Raw genomic sequence first — 16,340 nt, 5'->3', positions numbered from 1 at the left:
GGGTACCGGCCCGTTCGGCTGTTCAGCGCCGGGTCAGGTGGCGGAGATGGTGCCGGTCAGCAGCAACGCCAGCACCAGGGTGCCCAACGCGACCCGGTACAGCACGAACACGTACAGGGTGTGGTGCGCGACGTAGCGGAGCAGCCAGGCGATGGCCGCGTACCCGACGGCGAAGGCGATCAGCGTCGCCACCACCATCTGCGCCAGGCTCGGCACCGAGGTGCCCGGCGCCGCCGGCTCGAAGACGTCCCCGACGCTGAAGATGCCGGACATCACCACCGCCGGGATGGCCAGCAGGAACGAGTACCGGGCCGCGGTCTCCCGGGTCAGGTTGAGCAGCAGACCGGCGGTGAGCGTACCGCCGGAGCGGGACACCCCCGGGACCAGCGCCATCGCCTGGGCGAGACCCATCACGACGCCGTCCTTCATCCGGAAGTTCTCCAGGGTGCGGGTCTGCCGACCCCAGTACTCGGCGAAGGCCAGCACGAACGCGAACACGATCAGCGTGGTGGCGACCACCCACAGGTTCCGGCCGGCGGTGCGGATCTGGTCCTTGAACAGGAACCCGAAGAAGCCGATCGGGATCGAACCGACGATCACGTACCAGGCCATCCGGTAGTCCAGGCTGGACCGCACCGACTTGTCCCAGATCCCGACGATCCAGGTCCGGGTGATCCGCCAGATGTCCTTGGCGAAGTAGATCAGCACGGCCGCCTCGGTGCCGAGCTGGGTGACCGCGGTGAACGACGCCCCGGCGTCCCGGTCGAAGAAGATCGCGGAGGTGATCCGCATATGTCCGGACGAGGAGACCGGGAGGAACTCGGTGAGGCCCTGGACGACGCCGAGGACGATCGCCTCGATCCAGCTCACTCGCCCACCCCGGCCAGGTCGAGGGCCTCGGCGCAGGTCCGCAGGGTCTGCACGCCGGATTCCCGGTCGGCCACGAACAGCGTCACCGACAGGGTGGTGACGCCGGCCGCGGCGTACTCCCGCATCCGCTCGGCGATGCGTTCCTTCGGCCCGAGCAGCGACGTCCGGTCGATGAACTCCAGCGGCACCGCGGCGGCGGCGTCACGCTGCTGCTTGGCGAGGTAGAGGTCCTGTACCTCACGGGCGGCGTCGCCGTAGCCCATCCGGGTGGCGAGCTGGTTGTAGAAGTTCTGCTGCCGGCTGCCCATCCCGCCCACGTACAGCGCGGCGTACCAGCGGACCAGTTCGGCGCAGGCGGCGAGGTCGTCACCGACCACCACCGGCACCGACGGGACCACGTCGAACCCGGCCAGTTCCTTTCCGGCCCGTGCCCGGCCGGCGCGGACCGCGGCGAGCTGGTCCTCGGCGAACTCCGGGGCGTAGAAGACGGCCAGCCAGCCGTCGGCGATCTCGCCGGCCAGCTCCAGGTTCTTCGGGCCGACCGCGGCCAGGTAGATCGGGATGTGCTCGCGCGGCGGCCGGAAACCCAGCCGCAGCGCCTTGCCGGGCCCGTCGGGCAGCGGAAGCGTGTAGTGGTCGCCGGCGTAGGCGACCTCCTTGCGGCCGACGGCGAGCTTGACGATGTCGACGTACTCGCGGGTGCGGGCGAGCGGCTTGGCGAACCGGACGCCGTGCCAGCCCTCGGAGACCTGCGGGCCGGACACCCCCAGGCCGAGCCGGAACCGGCCGCCGGAGAGCGCGTCGATGGTCGTCGCGGTCATCGCGGTCGCCGCCGGGGTACGCGCCGGGATCTGCATCACCGCGCTGCCCACGTCGATCCGCTCGGTCTGCCCGGCGATCCACGCCAGCATGCTCGGCGAGTCAGAGCCGTAGGCCTCCGCCGCCCACACCACCGAGTAGCCGAGCCGGTCCGCCTCCTGGGCCAGAGCCAGGTGGTCGGCGGGTGTGCTCCACGCCGTCTGGTATCCGAGGCTGAGCCCGAGTCGCACTGGTCCTCCCCCATCCCGCACCACGAGTCGCATCAGGTTACGCAATGCGGGCGGACGCCCCGTCCACCGGCTCACCCCCGCCACCGGGACCGGACGAAGATCACAACCGGAGCGTCGGAGAGTTGACGGAGGCGAGGATATCGGTCGGGGCCCGATTCGAAATATGGTTCACCTATGCAGCAACGACCGCTCGGCCGAAGCGGGCTGGCGGTTTCCCGGCTCGCGCTCGGCACCATGACCTGGGGCCGGGACACCGACGCCGACGACGCGGCCGCCCAGTTGAAGAGCTACCTCGACGCGGGCGGCAACCTGGTCGACACCGCCGACGTGTACGGCGACGGGGACGCCGAGGCGGTCATCGGGTCGCTGCTGGGCGGCCTGGTGCCCCGCGAGGAGCTGCTGATCGCCACCAAGGCGGGGCTGCGGCCGGGCGGCGCACGCCGCCGGGACGGCTCCCGGGGGCACCTGCTGCGCACCCTGGACGCCTCGCTGCGCCGGCTCGGCACCGACCACGTCGACCTGTGGCAGGTGCACGGCTACGACCCGGACACCCCCCTGGAGGAGACCCTGTCGGCGCTGGACCACGCGGTGACCAGCGGCCGGGTCCGGTACGTGGGGGTGTCGAACTTCGCCGGCTGGCAGACCGCGCGGGCCGCCGCCTGGCAGGCCGCCTACCCGGGCCGGGCCCCGGTGGTCGCCGCCCAGGTGGAGTACTCGCTGCTGGAGCGGGGGGTGGAACGGGAGGTGCTGCCGGCCTGCGCGGCCCTGGGGCTCGGGGTGCTGCCCTGGTCCCCGCTCGGGCGCGGGGTGCTGACCGGCAAGTACCGGCACGGCCGGCCGGCGGACTCGCGGGCCACCTCACCGCACTTCGGGCCGTTCGTCGCCACCTACCTGGAGCCGCGCTGCTCCAGCATCGTGGAGGCGGTGGTCATCGCGGCCGGCGGGCTCGGTGTCTCCCCGCTGGAGGTGGCGCTGGCCTGGATCCGGGACCGTCCCGGGGTGGTCGCGCCGATCCTCGGGGCCCGCACCGTGGGTCAACTGCTGGGTGCCCTCCAGGTCGAACGGATGACCCTGCCGGAGGAGATCACCACGGCCCTGGACGACGTCTCCGCCGTCGAGGTCGGCTACCCGGAACGCGACGGCTGAGCCGGGCCCGGCCCGGGGGAGCCGGCGGGCAAGGGGGTGGCGCCGGCGGGCGCGGCTGGGCAGCATGGAGGGCATGGACTACGAATACGCACCGCTGCGGTTACCGCCGAACGTCGACCGGGTGACCGCCGCGGTGCAGTTGGCGATCCAGGCGGAGTACTCGGGCTGGGAACTGGCCCGGGTGCGGTTGTACCGGGACGGCACCCGGCAGGTGATGCTCCGTCGGCGGCGGGTCGCCCAGCCGCAGCCCGGACTCTCCTACTGACGTCCGGGGCCACCGGCGCCGACCGGCTCCCCTACTGACGTCCGGGGCCCGGGCCGCGAGCGACCCGGGCCCCGCCGGTCAGTGGGTGTGCCCCAGCTCGCCGTCCTCCACGTCGAGGAACGGGTGCTCGTCGAGGCGACCGACCAGCCGGTCGTCGGCCGCCGGCTGGAACGGGCCCACCGGGTCGTCGTCGTCGAAGGACTCCAGGTCGACCGGGGTACCCACCTCGCTGACCATCACCACCCCGTCGAGCGGCTCCAGCTCGGGCACGTCCAGCGCGCTGAGCGAGCCGTCGCCGCTCTGCAGCAGCTCCAGCACCGCCTCGCCGACGCCCTCCACCGGGGCCGGCTCGTCCTCGGCGGGGGTGCCCTCGCGGCGGGCCGCCTCGGCGGCGCGGATCAGCGCGGAGACGCTCGGCACCCGGTAGTCACGGCGCTGCCGGACGGAGATCACCTGCGGGTGCGGGTCGGTGGGCTCGGCGCCCGTACCGGCCGCGCCGAAGTGCGCGTCGGCCTCGTCCGGGTCGATCGACTCCACGTCCCACGGGGTGACCTCGCCGAAGGCGTCCAGGAGCTGCTCGTCGTAGGCGAAGGAGGCGTTGTTCAGCTCGACGTACGCCTGCCAGACGTCGTCGTCGTCGACCCGGCCCTGAGCGGCGCGTACGGCGGCCAGGTGCCGACGGGCCGCGTCGATCACCCGCTCGAGGGCAGCGTCCAGCTCACCGTGCTGGTCGGTCATGTGAGGAAGTCCCTTTCGCGAATCGGGGGGAAGGAGCAGTGCCGGACCGCGTCGCGGCGCAGCCGGTCAGCAACTACGGAGGAACCGGTCGAGTACCCGCACGCCGAACTGTAGCCCGTCCACCGGAACCCGCTCGTCAATGCCATGGAACAGCGCGGAGAAATTCAGGTCCGCCGGCAGCCGCAGCGGGGCGAACCCGAAGCAGCGGATACCGAGCCGGGAGAACGCCTTGGCGTCGGTGCCGCCGGAGAGCATGTACGGCACCGCCCGCGCGCCCGGGTCCTCGGCGCGCAACGCGGCGGACATCGCCTCCACCAGCGCCCCGTCGAAGGTGGTCTCCAGGGCCGGCTGGCGGTGGATGTACTCGATGTCGATGTGCGGGCCGACCAGCTCCCGTAGCTGCCGTTCCAGCAGCTCGGACTGGCCGGGCAGGCTGCGGCAGTCGATGGCGGCGGTGGCCCGGCCGGGGATGACGTTGTCCTTGTAGCCGGCGGCCAACCGGGTCGGGTTGGCGGTGTTGCGGATGCTCGCGCCGATCATGTTGGCGATCGGGCCGAGCTTGGCGATCGCGGTCTCCGGGTCGTCCGGGTCGACCTCGATGCCCAGCACGTCGCCGACCTCCGCCAGGAAGGCCCGTACGGTGTCGGTGACCACCACCGGGAACCGGTGCCGGCCGATCCGGGCGACCGCCTCGGCGAGCGCGGTCACCGCGTTGTCGTCGTGCATCATCGAGCCGTGCCCGGGACGGCCCCGGGCGTGCAGCCGCAGCCAGTCGATGCCCTTCTCGGCGGTCTCGATGAGGTAGAGCCGGGTGGCGTCGTCCACCGTGTACGAGAAGCCACCCACCTCACCGACCGCCTCGGCGCAGCCGTCGAAGAGGTCGGGGTGCCGCTCGACGAGGAAGTGCGCGCCGTAGTCGCTGCCGGCCTCCTCGTCGGCGGTGTACGCCAGCACGATGTCGCGCGGCGGCCGGACCCCGGTGCGCTGCCAGTGCCGCACCACGGCGAGCACCATGGCGTCGAAGTCCTTCATGTCGATCGCGCCGCGCCCCCACAGGTACCCGTCGCGGACCTCACCGGAGAACGGGTGCACCGACCACTCGTCGGCGTCGGCGGGGACCACGTCGAGATGACCGTGGACCAGCAGCGCGGGCCGGCCCGGGTCGGCGCCGGGGATCCGGGCCACCAGGTTGGCCCGGCCGGGCGCGGACTCCAGCAGGGTGGACTCGACGCCCACCTCGGCGAGCTTCTCCGCGACGTACTCGGCCGCGAGTCGTTCCCCGACGCTGGTGGCGTTGTCGCCGGTGTTGGTGGTGTCGATACGCAGCAGGTCACGGCAGAGTTCCACGACCTCGTCGGTGGGGTCGGGCACGGCGGAAACGGCGTCGGTCATGCCTCTTCTTATCAGCCGGGGGACGCCCCCACGAGCCCCCGTCGACCGGCGGGTGCCGCACGACACCCGCCCGCGGGTCGGCGGACACGGCTCAGGCCGGCGGGTCAGGCCGGCGCGGGGGCCGGCGGGTCGGCCCGGTTTCGGCAGGCGGGCGGTCGGGTACCGGGTCCACCGCCACATCGGGCCCCGGTGACGGACCCGCCGCCCCGGGCCCGGCACACCGGGTCCGCCACGCCGGACGGTGGCGCCGGCACCGTCCGCGCCGAGGAGGCACCCATGAGTGTTCCGCTGCCACCACTGCCGCCCGGTGACGGCGACGACGGGTACCGGCCGGGTGGCCGTAGCCTGGTCGACATCGTCGAGGAGGAGCACCACCGGATCACCGCGCTGGCCGGGGAACTCGCCGCGCCGGACACCGACGGGGCCCGCCGGCGGGAGGTGGCCGAGGTGTTCGCCGCCGCCGTGTCCCGGCACCTCTCGGCCGAGGAGCAGTACCTCTACCCGGCGGTACGCCGGGCGTTGCCCGACGGCGGTGAGCTGGCCGACCGGGAGATCGAGACCGACGCGGCGCTGCTGCGGGTCCTCAAGGACACCGACGGGACCCAGGTCATCGACGTGCGGGAGGTGTGGCGGCGGCACGTCGCCGCGGTACGGCCGGCGCTGGAGCGGCTGTGCGCGGTCGCCAGCGAGGCGGAGCTGATCCGACTGGGCAACCGGCTGGAGATCGCCGAGGAGGCCGCGCCGACCCGACCGCATCCCGGCACGCCGGCCACTCCCCCGTGGAACCGGATCGTCGAGCCGGCGGTCGGGGTGGTCGACAAGGTCCGCGACGCGGTCACCGGGCGCCGCACGTACCTCGCGGACCTCGACCGGGACCGGTGACAAGGCAACTTTCGTAAACTTCTGTCAGCCATCGGGAACCTTCGAAACACGAAAGGTCTTCCGGATGGTCCCGACCAGTCCTACCGTCACGTCATGAACCTGGAGTTGCGACACCTCAGGGTGGTCTGCGCGATCGCGGAGACCGGCAGCGTGACGAAGGCGGCCTCGACCCTCGGACTGGCACAACCGGCACTGACCGCGCAGCTCCAGCGCATCGAACGGGCCCTCGGCGGTGCGCTGTTCGACCGGGACCGGCGCGGGGCCCGGCCCACCGCGCTCGGTGAGCTGGTGCTGTCCCGGGCGCGGGTGCTGCTGCCGGCGATGAAGGGCCTCCAGGACGAGGCGGCCCGGCTGGCCAGCGCCGGGGACGCGCTGAGCCGGTACCGGTTCGGCGGGGTGAACAGCCCGATCCTCGGCCGGCTGGTGCACCGGCTCGCCGCCGAACAACCCAACGCCCCGATCAACACGTACGCCTCGTGGTCGGTCGACGAGCTGTCCCAGCTGGTGCTGGGCGGCCGGCTCGACTACGTGCTGACCGGGGTGTGCGGTGACGCCGCCCCGTCGGCGGAGTTCGGCCTGAGCTGGCGGGAGGTGGCGGTGGACCCGGTCTTCGTCATGCTGCCGGAGTCGCACGCCCAGGCCGACCGGGACGAGGTGGCCCTGGTGGACCTGCGGCACGAGCAGTGGGTGGCGGCGCCCGGCGACGGCTGCTTCGGCGACTGCTTCGCCGCCGCCTGCGCCCGCGCCGGGTTCACCCCCCGCAAGGTGTACGAGACCGACGTGCGGGGCTGCGTCGACCTGGTCGAGGCGGGGGTGGCGGTGGCGCTGTGCCAGGCCACCTTCCGACCGGTGGGCGGCCTGGTCACCCGGCGGCTGACCGGCAACCCGCTGCGGTGGCGGCTGATGCTCGGCTGGCATCCGGAGTCCCCGGCGGCCCGGTTCGCCGAGGGCGTGCTGGAGGCGGCGACGGCCGCGTACACCGACTCCCTCGCGCCGCACCCGGCCTACCTGGAGTGGCTGCTGGACCACCCCGACTTCGGGGTACGCCACCGCACCCCGGTCTAGGCCCGGTGTCGGTGACCCGGGTCGGGCCGGGGCCACCAGGCCGGTCCGGTGCGGCGGCCGACCGGGGTGCGAAGTCCCGGCGACCGGGTAGGTACGGGGCATGACCGACACCGAGCACGCCCGGCCCGACGACGACCGGCGGACCGCCCGCCGGGCCGCCGAGGCGGCCACCGCCGCCGCCCGGGACCTGGAGTCCTTCCTGCGTACCCTGCCCGAGACGGCGGACCCGTCGCACGTCGCCGAGTACGCCAACCTGCTCAGCCGGGACGAGCGGGCCCGCGCCGACCGGCAGGCGGCGGTGGACCGGTTGGGCCTGACCATCGGCAGCATCGAGTCCGGGTAGGCCCCCGGCCGGACCACCGGCCGCCACGGATCCCGCCGCGGCCGGCCGCGCCCACCGGGCACGCCGGCACACCGGCCCCGACCGGAGCACGACCGGTACACCGGCCCCGGCGGGTACGACCAGGGCCGGCACAGCGGCCACCGCAGGGCCCGACCGGTACACCGGCCCCGCCGGGAACGAGCGGGGCGGCCGGCGGGTCAGCGTACGGCGAGCGGGTCGTGGCCCAGGTCGAGCAGCGCGTGCCGCCAGCCGTCGTCGGCGTTGCCGGCGGGCGGCCTCGCGTCGACCAGCGCGTCGATCCGGTCCACGGTGTCCTGCATGATCCGGATGTCCTCGCCGGTGAGGTCGACCTTGCGTTTGCCGAGCACGGCGAGGATGTGCCGGCCCGGCACCGGCAGGTCCAGGTCCGGGTTCGGCCCGAACGCCTCCTCCCCCGATCCCCGGGTGAGCAGCCACTGCCGCAACTGCTCGGAGGGCATGTTGACCCGGGCGTGGAAGTCCGCCCAGAGCACCTCCACGTCCGCGTCGAGTCTCGCCTCGCGTGCCATCACGTCTCCTCTCCGGGCACCGGCCCGGGTTCTGGCGGCCGGACACCGTCGGCCAACGCCTCCGGGCCCTCCGGCGGCACCTGGACCCGGGCCGGGTTCGCGGTCGGCGCGGCCACGATCGGCTCGGTCCGGTCGGCCTCGTCCTGGTTCTCCTCGGGTTCGCTCACCGGCTCCTCCCGCTGTCGGGCACGGGTCACCCCGCTACCGTGGGTGGGTCGTGGTGGCCGGGGTGTAGCCGCCCCGCTCACCGGCGGCGACGTCGATGGCCAGCGCGCCGTCGCGGGCGTCCACGGTGACCCGCTGGCCCGGCGAGATCTGGCCCTCCAGCAGCATCCGGGAGAGCCGGTTGTCCAGCTCCCGCTGGATCACCCGGCGCAGCGGCCGGGCGCCGAACTCGGGCTGGTACCCGTGCTCGGCCAGCCAGTCGACGCCCGCGTCGGTCACCTCGACGGTGATGTCCTGCCCGTGCAGCCGGCGGCGGGTCTCCTCCAGCAGCAGGCCGGTGATCTGCCGCAACTGCTCGGCCTCCAACCGGCGGAAGATGATGATCTCGTCGATCCGGTTGAGGAACTCCGGCCGGAAGTTCTCCTGGAGCCGGCGCATCAACCGTTCCCGCAGCTCGTCGGTCTCCTGCGCGCTGCCGGGTTCCCCCGCCCCGAAACCGACGCTGCGCTGGCTGCCGGTGATCAGCTCCGAGCCGAGGTTGCTCGTCATGATCAGTACGGTGTTGCGGAAGTTCACCGTCCGGCCCTGGCTGTCGGTCAACCGGCCGTCGTCGAGGACCTGGAGCAGGACGTTGAACACGTCCGGGTGGGCCTTCTCGATCTCGTCCAGCAGCACCACCGCGTACGGGCGGCGACGGACCGCCTCGGTGAGCTGGCCGGCCTCCTCGTAGCCGACGTAGCCGGGCGGCGCGCCGACCAGCCGGCTGACCGTGTGCCGCTCCTGGAACTCGCTCATGTCCAGCCGCACCATCCGGTCGGCCTCCCCGAACAGCGCCTCGGCCAGCGCGCGGGCCAGTTCGGTCTTGCCGACGCCGGTCGGGCCGAGGAACAGGAAGCTGCCCATCGGCCGGTCCGGGTCGGCCAGCCCGGTCCGGGACCGGCGGACCGCCTCGGCGACCGCGGTCACCGCGTCGTCCTGGCCGACCACCCGTTCGTGCAGGTGCCCCTCCAGCCGCAGCAGCCGTTCCCGTTCCTCCTCGGTGAGCTGGCTGACCGGGATGCCGGTGGCCCGGGAGACCACCTCGGCGATCTCCTGGGGGGTCACGTTCGGCACCCGCTGCGGGTCGCCGTCCCCCTGGGCCTGCCGGATCTCCTCCTCCAGCTCGTGCAGCCGGTCCCGCAGGGTGGTGGCCCGCTCGTACTGCTCGTCGGCGACGGCCTGCTCCTTGTCCCGGCGTACCTCGTCGAGCTGGCGTTCCAGCTCCCGCACGTCCGCCGCCGGGGTGCGGGTCCGCAACCGGACCCGGGCGCCGGCCTGGTCGATCAGGTCGATCGCCTTGTCCGGCAGGTACCGGTCGGTGACGTACCGGTCGGCCAGCTCGGCCGCGGCGACCAGCGCCTCGTCGGTGAACCGCACCTGGTGGTGGGCCTCGTACCGGTCCCGCAGGCCGCGCAGGATGGCCACCGAGTCCTCGACCGTCGGCTCCGGCACCAGTACCGGCTGGAAGCGGCGGGCCAGCGCGGCGTCCTTCTCGATGGTGCGCCGGTACTCGTCCAGGGTGGTCGCGCCGATCACCCGCAGCTCGCCCCGGGCCAGCGCGGGTTTGAGCATGTTGGACGCGTCCATGCCGCCCTCGCTGCCGGCCCCGCCGGCCCCGACCAGGGTGTGGATCTCGTCCAGGAAGATGATCAGCTCCTCGCGGTGGGCGCGGATCTCGTCGACCACCTTCTTGAGCCGTTCCTCGAAGTCGCCCCGGTACCGGGTGCCGGCGACCAGGCCGGCCAGGTCGAGCTGGATCACCCGCTTGCCGAGCAGGGTCTGCGGCACGTCGCCGTCACAGATCCGCTCGGCCAGCCCCTCCACGATGGCGGTCTTGCCGACCCCGGCCTCACCGATCAGCACCGGGTTGTTCTTGGTCCGTCGGGACAGGATCTCCACGGCCTGTTCGATCTCGTCGCCACGGCCGATCACCGGATCGATCCGGTCGGCCTTGGCCAGGTCGGTGAGGTCCTGGCCGTACTGGTCGAGCGTCGGCGTGCCCCGGTCCGGTCGTGCGCTCATCGGTCCCCGTTCCGCCCCCGCCGCCTGCAGGGACTCCGGCTGGATCCGCCCGGCCGCCAGCATCCGCCCGGCCGGCGACTCCGGGTTCAGCGGCAGGGCCATCAGGATGTGCTCGGGGCCGATGTAGTTGGCTCCGATCGCCCGGGCGAGCTGGTGCGCGTCCAGCAGCGCCCGCTTGGCCGCCGGGGTGAGCGAGAGGTTCGGCGGCACCTCGCCGCCCGGCGCGCCGTCGCCCCGGCCACCGAGGGCGTTGAGCAGGGTGTCCGGGTCGGCCCCGGCCCGGCTGACCAGGTCGCGTAGCGCCTGGCGTTGCAGCGCCGACCAGAGCAGGTGGTCGGTGTCCAGGTCGTTGCTACGCCGCTGGGCGGCCCGGCGGGCCGCGTCGGCCAGCATCTCCCGGGCGTCGGCGGTCATCAGGCGGGTGATGTCGACCCGGTGCGCGGGCCGGCCACCGGCCTCCCCCCGACCGAAGTAGCGGGCCAGGAACTCGTCCCACGGGTCGGCGCCGAAGTCAGCGGGTCCCCACATGAACACTCCTCGGGCAGGTCGGCGGCGACAGGAGCAACACGCAGGGCTACCCGAGGGTCGGCCCGACAAACGCGTCCGGATGGCAGGGTGGGGGCATGGAGACACCGCCGCTGCTGATCGTGGACGCCGCCAACGTCGTCGGGTCCCGCCCGGACGGCTGGTGGCGGGACCGGGCCGGGGCCACCGCGCGGCTACGGGACCGGCTGGTGCCGGTGGGCGCGTCGGGCGTACCGCCGGAGCTGCCCGCGCCGGTCGAGGTGGTCCTGGTGGTCGAGGGCGCCGCGCGGGACGTGCCGGCCACCGAGGGCGTCCGGGTGGTCGCCGCCAAGGGCTCCGGCGACGACGCGATCGTGGCGCTGGCGGCGGCGGAGCCGGACCGGCGGCGGGTGGTGGTGACCGCCGACCGGGCGCTGCGGGAGCGGGTCACCGCCGTCGGCGCGGAGGTCTACGGACCCCGCTGGCTGCGCGGGGAGGGCCCCGCCCCGCGCGACGCGCACGCCGGTCACCGGGACCTGCCCGACCGGGACCGGACAGCGGGGCGGTAACGACCGCACGGCGCGTTTTCTTTCCCGGACCGGAATAAGCTCTAATGGAGTCCTCCCCGCCCCCAGGAGGTTTCGCTGTGGCGAGCGTCGCCGAGCTCAAGGCCGCCATCGATATCGCGCTCCAGCAGATCGGTGAAGGGCAGACAGCGGTGCAGGCGGCCGGCGAGAAGCTGGCCGAGGCACAGCAGACCCTCGCCGGCGCGTTGGAGGGCAGCGGCCACGAGACCGTCGAGGCCGCCCAGGCCTCGTTGACCCAGGCCAGCCAGGAGCTGGAGGAATGTCTCGCCGCGACGCTGGTCGCGGTGGAACAGGCGCAGCTCTACGTGTCCGCGCTCTGACGCCGATGTCGATCATCGAGGACATCGGGGCACAGGTCCGGGCCGCCGCCGACGACCTGCCGCTGGCCCCGCTCGCCCAGGCGTTGGAGAAGTTCGCCCTGGCCACCGAGCGGCTGCGCTGGGTGCGGCAGGAGTCGTCGAACCCGATGGGTGTGCCGGAGCTGTCGGCGGCCGTCGAGCATGCCGAGAGCGCCGGGCACGCCCTGCGGGTGGCCCAGGAACAGCTCGCCAGCTACCTGGCCGCGATCGGACTGGGTGCGGACGGCGCGCCGGCGGCCCGGCCGCAGGACCGCCGGCCGGCGCACGACGCGCCGCGCGGGGACGCGCCGCCGCCGGACGCGGTCCCGGCCGACGACCCCGAACCGGCCCCGGTGGTACGCCGCTGGTGGGCGGTGCGGGTGGCGGAGCTGACCGGCGGCTCCGAGGGCGAGCCGACCGGCCCGGACGAGCAGGTCACCGACGCCCGGGAGCTGCTGCGCCGGGTGGTCGGCGGGGTGAAGGCCGGCGACCGGTCCCGGCTACACGGTGAACTGCGCCGGGCACACGCCGACGTCGGGTTGGGCCTGGCGACGGTCACCCCGCCGCTGCTGCGGGAACTCGCCGGTGAGCTGCTCGGGCACCCACCCCGGGCGGCCGACCTGCCGAAGCTGCGCGACACGCTGGACGGGAAGGTCCGCGACCTGCTCCCCGGGCTGCCGCCACCGGTGCTGGAGACGGTGCTGACCCGGGTCTGCCGGATGCCCCCGCCCCGGCAGAAGTCCGACGAGGAGCAGCCCCATCCGGCTGACCCGGCGGTCACCGCCGGCGTGCTGACCGGTCTGCTGCTGGAGCGGCTGGGCCGGGACCTGCCCGAGGAACGCCCCGACGACGAGCGGCGCGGGGACGGGCCGACCCGACCCGACCCGGTCGACCGGCCCCGTCGGGCGGAGGCGACCTCGCGGCCCCGTCGGGCGGAGCCGGCCGACCGGGTCCCCCCGCCGCGTCCGGCGGATCCGACATCCGGCAGGCCCGGTCGGCATGGCTGACCGGCGCGCCCAGCTGGTGGGGCGGGTCCGTGGGCTGCTCTCCGAGGCGTTGGGGTCGACCCGGGGCCGGCTGGCCGCCGCCCGCGCCGACCTGGAGACCGGTCAGGCCCGGCTGGACCGGATCCGCCGGGCCGCCGACGACGTACCGCAGCGGGTCGGCGCGGAACGGGACCGCCGGCTCGCCGAGATCGACGCCCGGTACACCGAACGGATCGCCGAGCTGGCCCGCCGGGCGGCGGCCGCCGCCGAGCGGGAGGCCCCCGGGGCCGCGTCCGCCGACTGGTCGGGCTGGCAGCCCACCCCGGCGGGACGGGCCGAGCCGCCCGGCGCGGTCCGGGTCGGCACGGTCCGCATCCCCGGCGCGCAGCCGGTGCCCGCGCTGGTGCCGCTGCTGGACGCCGGGCACGTGCACCTGGCCGGCACCGACCGGGCCGGCTGCGACGCGGTGGTCGCCGCGCTGTTGCTGCGCAGCGTCGGCCGGGCCGACCCGGGCACCGTCCGGCTGATCGGGTACGACCCGGAGCACCTCGGTGGCGGGCTGGCCGGGTTCGCCCCGCTCGGTACCGCCGGGCTGCTCACCTTCGTCGGTCCCGGCGGGCTGGGCCGGCTGCTGGACGACCTGGTCGAGCAGATCCGCCGGATCAACGAGACGGTGCTGGCCGGCGAACACTCCTCGCTGCGGGAGCTGGCCGCGGCCACCGGACGGCGTCCGGAGCCGTGGCGGGTGGCGGTGCTGCTCGGCGGGGACGAACTCTCCCGACACGAACGCGGCCAGCTCGACCGGGTGGTGCGGACCGGGGCGGCCTGCGGGGTGCACCTGGTGGTGCGGGGCATCGCGCTGCCGGACGACCCGACCGTGCAGCGGGTGCTGGTCTCGCCCGGTGACGTCCGGGTGGGTGGACCGGCCGGCCTGCCGGTACGCCTCGACCCGCCACCCCCGGCCGGGCTGGTCACCGAGACCTGCCGGCGGATCGCCGGCACGGTCGCCGCCGGCCCCGCCCCCACCCCGTTCACCGAGCTGCTGCCCGACGAGATGTGGCAGGAGGACTCGTCGACCGCGCTGGTCGCGCCGATCGGTGAGGCGCCGAACGGCCGGCAGGTGCTGCTCACCCTCGGCGACTACCCGCCGCACGCCCTGATCGGCGGCCCGTCCGGCACCGGCAAGACCAACCTGATCTTCGCCTGGATCGGGGCGCTGGCGTCCCGGTACTCTCCCGCCGAGCTGGAGTTCTACCTGCTCGACTTCAAGGAGGGGGTGTCCTTCGCCCGGTTCGCCCAGGGCCGGCGGGACCCGAGCTGGCTGCCGCACATGCGGCTGGTCGGGATCAACGTCAACACCGACCGGGAGTTCGGGTTGGCGCTGCTGCGGTTCCTCGCCGAGGAGCTGCGCCGCCGGGCGGACGCCGCGAAGCAGCACGAGGTCACCAAGCTCGCCGAGCTGCGTGCGGTCGACCCGACCGGGCACTGGCCCCGGATCGTGGCGGTGGTGGACGAGTTCCAGATGCTGCTCGCCGGCCGGGACGTGGTGGCCCGGGAGGCCGCCGACCTGCTGGAGGACCTGGCCCGGCGGGGCCGGTCCCAGGGCATCCACCTGGTGCTCGCCTCGCAGGACGTGCGGGGCATCGAGGCGCTGTGGGGGCGGCCGGCACTGGTCGCCCAGTTCACCCTGCGGATCGCGCTGCCCAAGGCGCTGCGGATCCTGGCCGAACGCAACGACGCCGCCCAGTCCCTGCCCCGGCACCACGCGGTGATCAACGCGGAGTCCGGGATGGTGGAGGGCAACCAGGTCGCCCGGATCCCGTCGGCCAGCGAGTGGGAGACCTGGAGCGAACTCCAGCACAGGCTGTGGCGGATGCGCCCGCCGGACGCCGCCCCGGCCCGGCTGTTCGACGGTGACGCGATCCCCCGGCTCGCCGACGCCCCCGACCACCGGGCGTTGGCCCCGGCCCGGCAGCCCGGTGGGGCGCGCGGGCCGGTGGCCCTGCTCGGGGAGATCATCGACGTGCAGGCCCGCTCGGCGGCGCTGCGGCTGCCCCGGGCCCCCGGCCGCAACCTGGCGGTGCTCGGCACCCGGGTCGACGAGGCGTGCGCGGTGTTGGACGCCGCCGGACGGTCCCTGGCCCGCCAGCACGAGCCCGGCTCGGCCCGGTTCTCCATCGCCTGCCTCGACCCGGACGCCGACCACGCCGCCCGGACGCTCTACGAGGACCTGGCCGACGACGCCGCCTGGTACGACGAGGAGACCGTGGCGGAGCTGATGGCCGAGACGGCCGACGCGCTGACCGCGCCGGGCACCCCGGCCACCCCGCACTACCTGCTGCTGTACGCGGTGGACGCGGCGGCCGGCCGGCTGTCGGCCCGGGTGGGGCGGCGTACCGGGCTGGAGCACCTGCGGCAGATCCTGCACGACGGGCCGGAGCGGCGCACCCACGTGCTGGCCTGGTGGCGGGGGGTGGCCCGGATGCGCAACGACCTGGGCGGGCCGGCGTCCCGCACCGACCAGATCGGCGCCTGGGTGGCCCTCGACGTGCAGGGCGGGGAGCTGGGGTCGTCGCTGTACCCGGGCACCGGCGGGCCGGACTGGTACCCCCGCCCGTGGCGGGGCCTGTTCTTCGACCGGGCGGTGCACCGCACCGGCCAGACCATCATCCCGTACGGACTTCCCCGATGAACGAACCGGTCACCAGTGAGTCGTACGCCGCCTGCCTGCGCCGGCTGGCCGAGCTGACCGCGCACGCGGCGGCCCAGCGGGCCGAGGCGACGAGCTGGCACGAACGGCAGTGCGCCGCCGCCGAGCGGGCGGTACGGGAGGCCACCGAGCAGGTCCGTCGGGCCGAGACGGAGGTGGCCGAGGCGACCGAGCTGGTGGAGCGGGTGGACGCCGAGGCGGCCCACCTGTGGCAGGTGCTGCGCGGGCGGATCGGCGCGGGTGGCCGCCGGCTCGGTGACCCGCCCGGCCCGGCCCGGGACGCCTCGGGTGACCCGCTGGTGCGGCTGGACCAGGCGCGGGAGCTGCTGGACCGGACCCGACAGCCGGGTGACCTGCCCGGCTCGGTGAACCCGCTGCTGGCCCTCTGCGGGGTGCTCGGCGCGACGGTCGCGTACGCGGTGGCGATGGCCGCGCGGGCCGCCGGCGAGCGGTACGGCGGTGACCTGGCGGTAGGGCTGCCGGTGATCGCCCTGGTGGTGTCGCTGCTCGGGCCGTTGGTCGGGCTCTGGCCGGCGAAGGTGCTCGCCGACCGCCGGCACGCCGTGCTGGGCCCCCGGCCGATGACGATCGTGCTGGTGGCAGGGCTGCTCGCCACCGCGTTCCTGCTGGTCACCGGCCTCCGCTGACCCTGGTCCGACGCTACGTCCGGGCCGGAACCGGCGCCGACCGG

The 16,340-nt window shown here is 74.6% G+C and carries 17 protein-coding genes; 10 read left to right on the top strand and 7 right to left on the bottom strand.

Annotated elements, in window-relative coordinates; all coding sequences use genetic code 11:
• Positions 1 to 33 precede the first annotated feature (33 nt).
• Together PVK37_RS19045 and PVK37_RS19040 are read right to left on the bottom strand one after the other, a co-directional pair.
• Positions 34 to 870: an undecaprenyl-diphosphate phosphatase gene (locus tag PVK37_RS19045; protein ID WP_275028833.1), complete on the bottom strand. Its 837-nt coding sequence runs from the start codon at positions 868 to 870 to the stop codon at positions 34 to 36.
• Entirely contained in the window at positions 867 to 1,919 is a 1,053-nt protein-coding gene (locus tag PVK37_RS19040; protein ID WP_275028832.1) for an LLM class F420-dependent oxidoreductase, read from the bottom strand. The genes PVK37_RS19045 and PVK37_RS19040 overlap by 4 nt, the downstream gene beginning before the upstream one ends.
• Before the next feature lie 174 nt (positions 1,920 to 2,093).
• Between PVK37_RS19040 and PVK37_RS19035 the strand changes: the two genes are divergently transcribed.
• Together PVK37_RS19035 and PVK37_RS19030 are read left to right on the top strand one after the other, a co-directional pair.
• Positions 2,094 to 3,065 (top strand): aldo/keto reductase, encoded by a 972-nt coding sequence (locus PVK37_RS19035; protein ID WP_275028831.1) that lies wholly within the window; start codon positions 2,094 to 2,096, stop codon positions 3,063 to 3,065.
• A 73-nt stretch (positions 3,066 to 3,138) separates the two neighbouring features.
• Positions 3,139 to 3,330 (top strand): DUF5703 family protein, encoded by a 192-nt coding sequence (locus PVK37_RS19030; protein ID WP_275028830.1) that lies wholly within the window; start codon positions 3,139 to 3,141, stop codon positions 3,328 to 3,330.
• Between the two features lie 78 nt (positions 3,331 to 3,408).
• On the opposite strand, the gene PVK37_RS19025 is transcribed toward PVK37_RS19030, so the two are convergent.
• A complete protein-coding gene (locus tag PVK37_RS19025) occupies positions 3,409 to 4,068 on the bottom strand; it encodes a hypothetical protein (RefSeq protein WP_275028829.1) in 660 nt (219 codons plus the stop codon).
• Between the two features lie 66 nt (positions 4,069 to 4,134).
• Positions 4,135 to 5,460 (bottom strand): M20/M25/M40 family metallo-hydrolase, encoded by a 1,326-nt coding sequence (locus PVK37_RS19020; RefSeq protein ID WP_275028828.1) that lies wholly within the window; start codon positions 5,458 to 5,460, stop codon positions 4,135 to 4,137.
• Positions 5,461 to 5,736: 276 nt separating this feature from the next.
• Here PVK37_RS19020 and PVK37_RS19015 point away from each other — a divergent pair, with 276 nt between their 5' ends.
• The 3 genes from PVK37_RS19015 to PVK37_RS19005 all read left to right on the top strand — a co-directional run bounded on the left by PVK37_RS19015 (position 5,737) and on the right by PVK37_RS19005 (position 7,750).
• Positions 5,737 to 6,342 (top strand): hemerythrin domain-containing protein, encoded by a 606-nt coding sequence (locus PVK37_RS19015; RefSeq protein ID WP_275028827.1) that lies wholly within the window; start codon positions 5,737 to 5,739, stop codon positions 6,340 to 6,342.
• A 93-nt stretch (positions 6,343 to 6,435) separates the two neighbouring features.
• A complete protein-coding gene (locus PVK37_RS19010) occupies positions 6,436 to 7,407 on the top strand; it encodes a LysR family transcriptional regulator (protein ID WP_275028826.1) in 972 nt (323 codons plus the stop codon).
• A 100-nt stretch (positions 7,408 to 7,507) separates the two neighbouring features.
• Positions 7,508 to 7,750, top strand: coding sequence for a hypothetical protein (locus PVK37_RS19005; RefSeq protein WP_275028825.1), 243 nt, complete (start codon positions 7,508 to 7,510; stop codon positions 7,748 to 7,750).
• 197 nt (positions 7,751 to 7,947) lie between these two features.
• On the opposite strand, the gene PVK37_RS19000 is transcribed toward PVK37_RS19005, so the two are convergent.
• From PVK37_RS19000 to PVK37_RS18990, 3 genes are read right to left on the bottom strand one after another with little or no spacing between them, the layout of a single operon-like run.
• Positions 7,948 to 8,298 (bottom strand): DUF3140 domain-containing protein, encoded by a 351-nt coding sequence (locus tag PVK37_RS19000; RefSeq protein WP_275028824.1) that lies wholly within the window; start codon positions 8,296 to 8,298, stop codon positions 7,948 to 7,950.
• Positions 8,298 to 8,495: a hypothetical protein gene (locus tag PVK37_RS18995; protein WP_275035341.1), complete on the bottom strand. Its 198-nt coding sequence runs from the start codon at positions 8,493 to 8,495 to the stop codon at positions 8,298 to 8,300. Before PVK37_RS18995 ends, PVK37_RS19000 begins: the two co-directional genes overlap by 1 nt.
• Positions 8,496 to 8,499: 4 nt before the next feature.
• On the bottom strand, positions 8,500 to 11,052 hold the full coding sequence (locus PVK37_RS18990) for an ATP-dependent Clp protease ATP-binding subunit (protein WP_275028823.1): 2,553 nt from the start codon (positions 11,050 to 11,052) through the stop codon (positions 8,500 to 8,502).
• Between the two features lie 95 nt (positions 11,053 to 11,147).
• Here PVK37_RS18990 and PVK37_RS18985 point away from each other — a divergent pair, with 95 nt between their 5' ends.
• The 5 genes from PVK37_RS18985 (at position 11,148) to PVK37_RS18965 (ending at position 16,296) form a co-directional block, all read left to right on the top strand.
• Entirely contained in the window at positions 11,148 to 11,597 is a 450-nt protein-coding gene (locus tag PVK37_RS18985; RefSeq protein WP_275028822.1) for a PIN domain-containing protein, read from the top strand.
• A 77-nt stretch (positions 11,598 to 11,674) separates the two neighbouring features.
• Positions 11,675 to 11,935, top strand: a complete 261-nt coding sequence (locus PVK37_RS18980) for a hypothetical protein (RefSeq protein ID WP_275028821.1) — start codon at positions 11,675 to 11,677, stop codon at positions 11,933 to 11,935.
• Between the two features lie 5 nt (positions 11,936 to 11,940).
• The gene (locus PVK37_RS18975; RefSeq protein WP_275028820.1) at positions 11,941 to 12,960 is read left to right on the top strand and encodes a hypothetical protein; all 1,020 of its coding nucleotides are present in this window, start codon (positions 11,941 to 11,943) and stop codon (positions 12,958 to 12,960) included.
• Positions 12,953 to 15,631: an FtsK/SpoIIIE domain-containing protein gene (locus PVK37_RS18970; RefSeq protein ID WP_275028818.1), complete on the top strand. Its 2,679-nt coding sequence runs from the start codon at positions 12,953 to 12,955 to the stop codon at positions 15,629 to 15,631. Before PVK37_RS18975 ends, PVK37_RS18970 begins: the two co-directional genes overlap by 8 nt.
• Entirely contained in the window at positions 15,628 to 16,296 is a 669-nt protein-coding gene (locus PVK37_RS18965) for a hypothetical protein (RefSeq protein WP_275028817.1), read from the top strand. Before PVK37_RS18970 ends, PVK37_RS18965 begins: the two co-directional genes overlap by 4 nt.
• Positions 16,297 to 16,340: the final 44 nt, after the last annotated feature.

The sequence above is a fragment of the Micromonospora cathayae genome, from assembly GCF_028993575.1.
GTDB lineage: Bacteria > Actinomycetota > Actinomycetes > Mycobacteriales > Micromonosporaceae > Micromonospora > Micromonospora cathayae.
The sequence above is the reverse complement of the archived record's forward strand: the minus strand, read 5'-3'. Positions and strand labels throughout refer to the sequence as shown.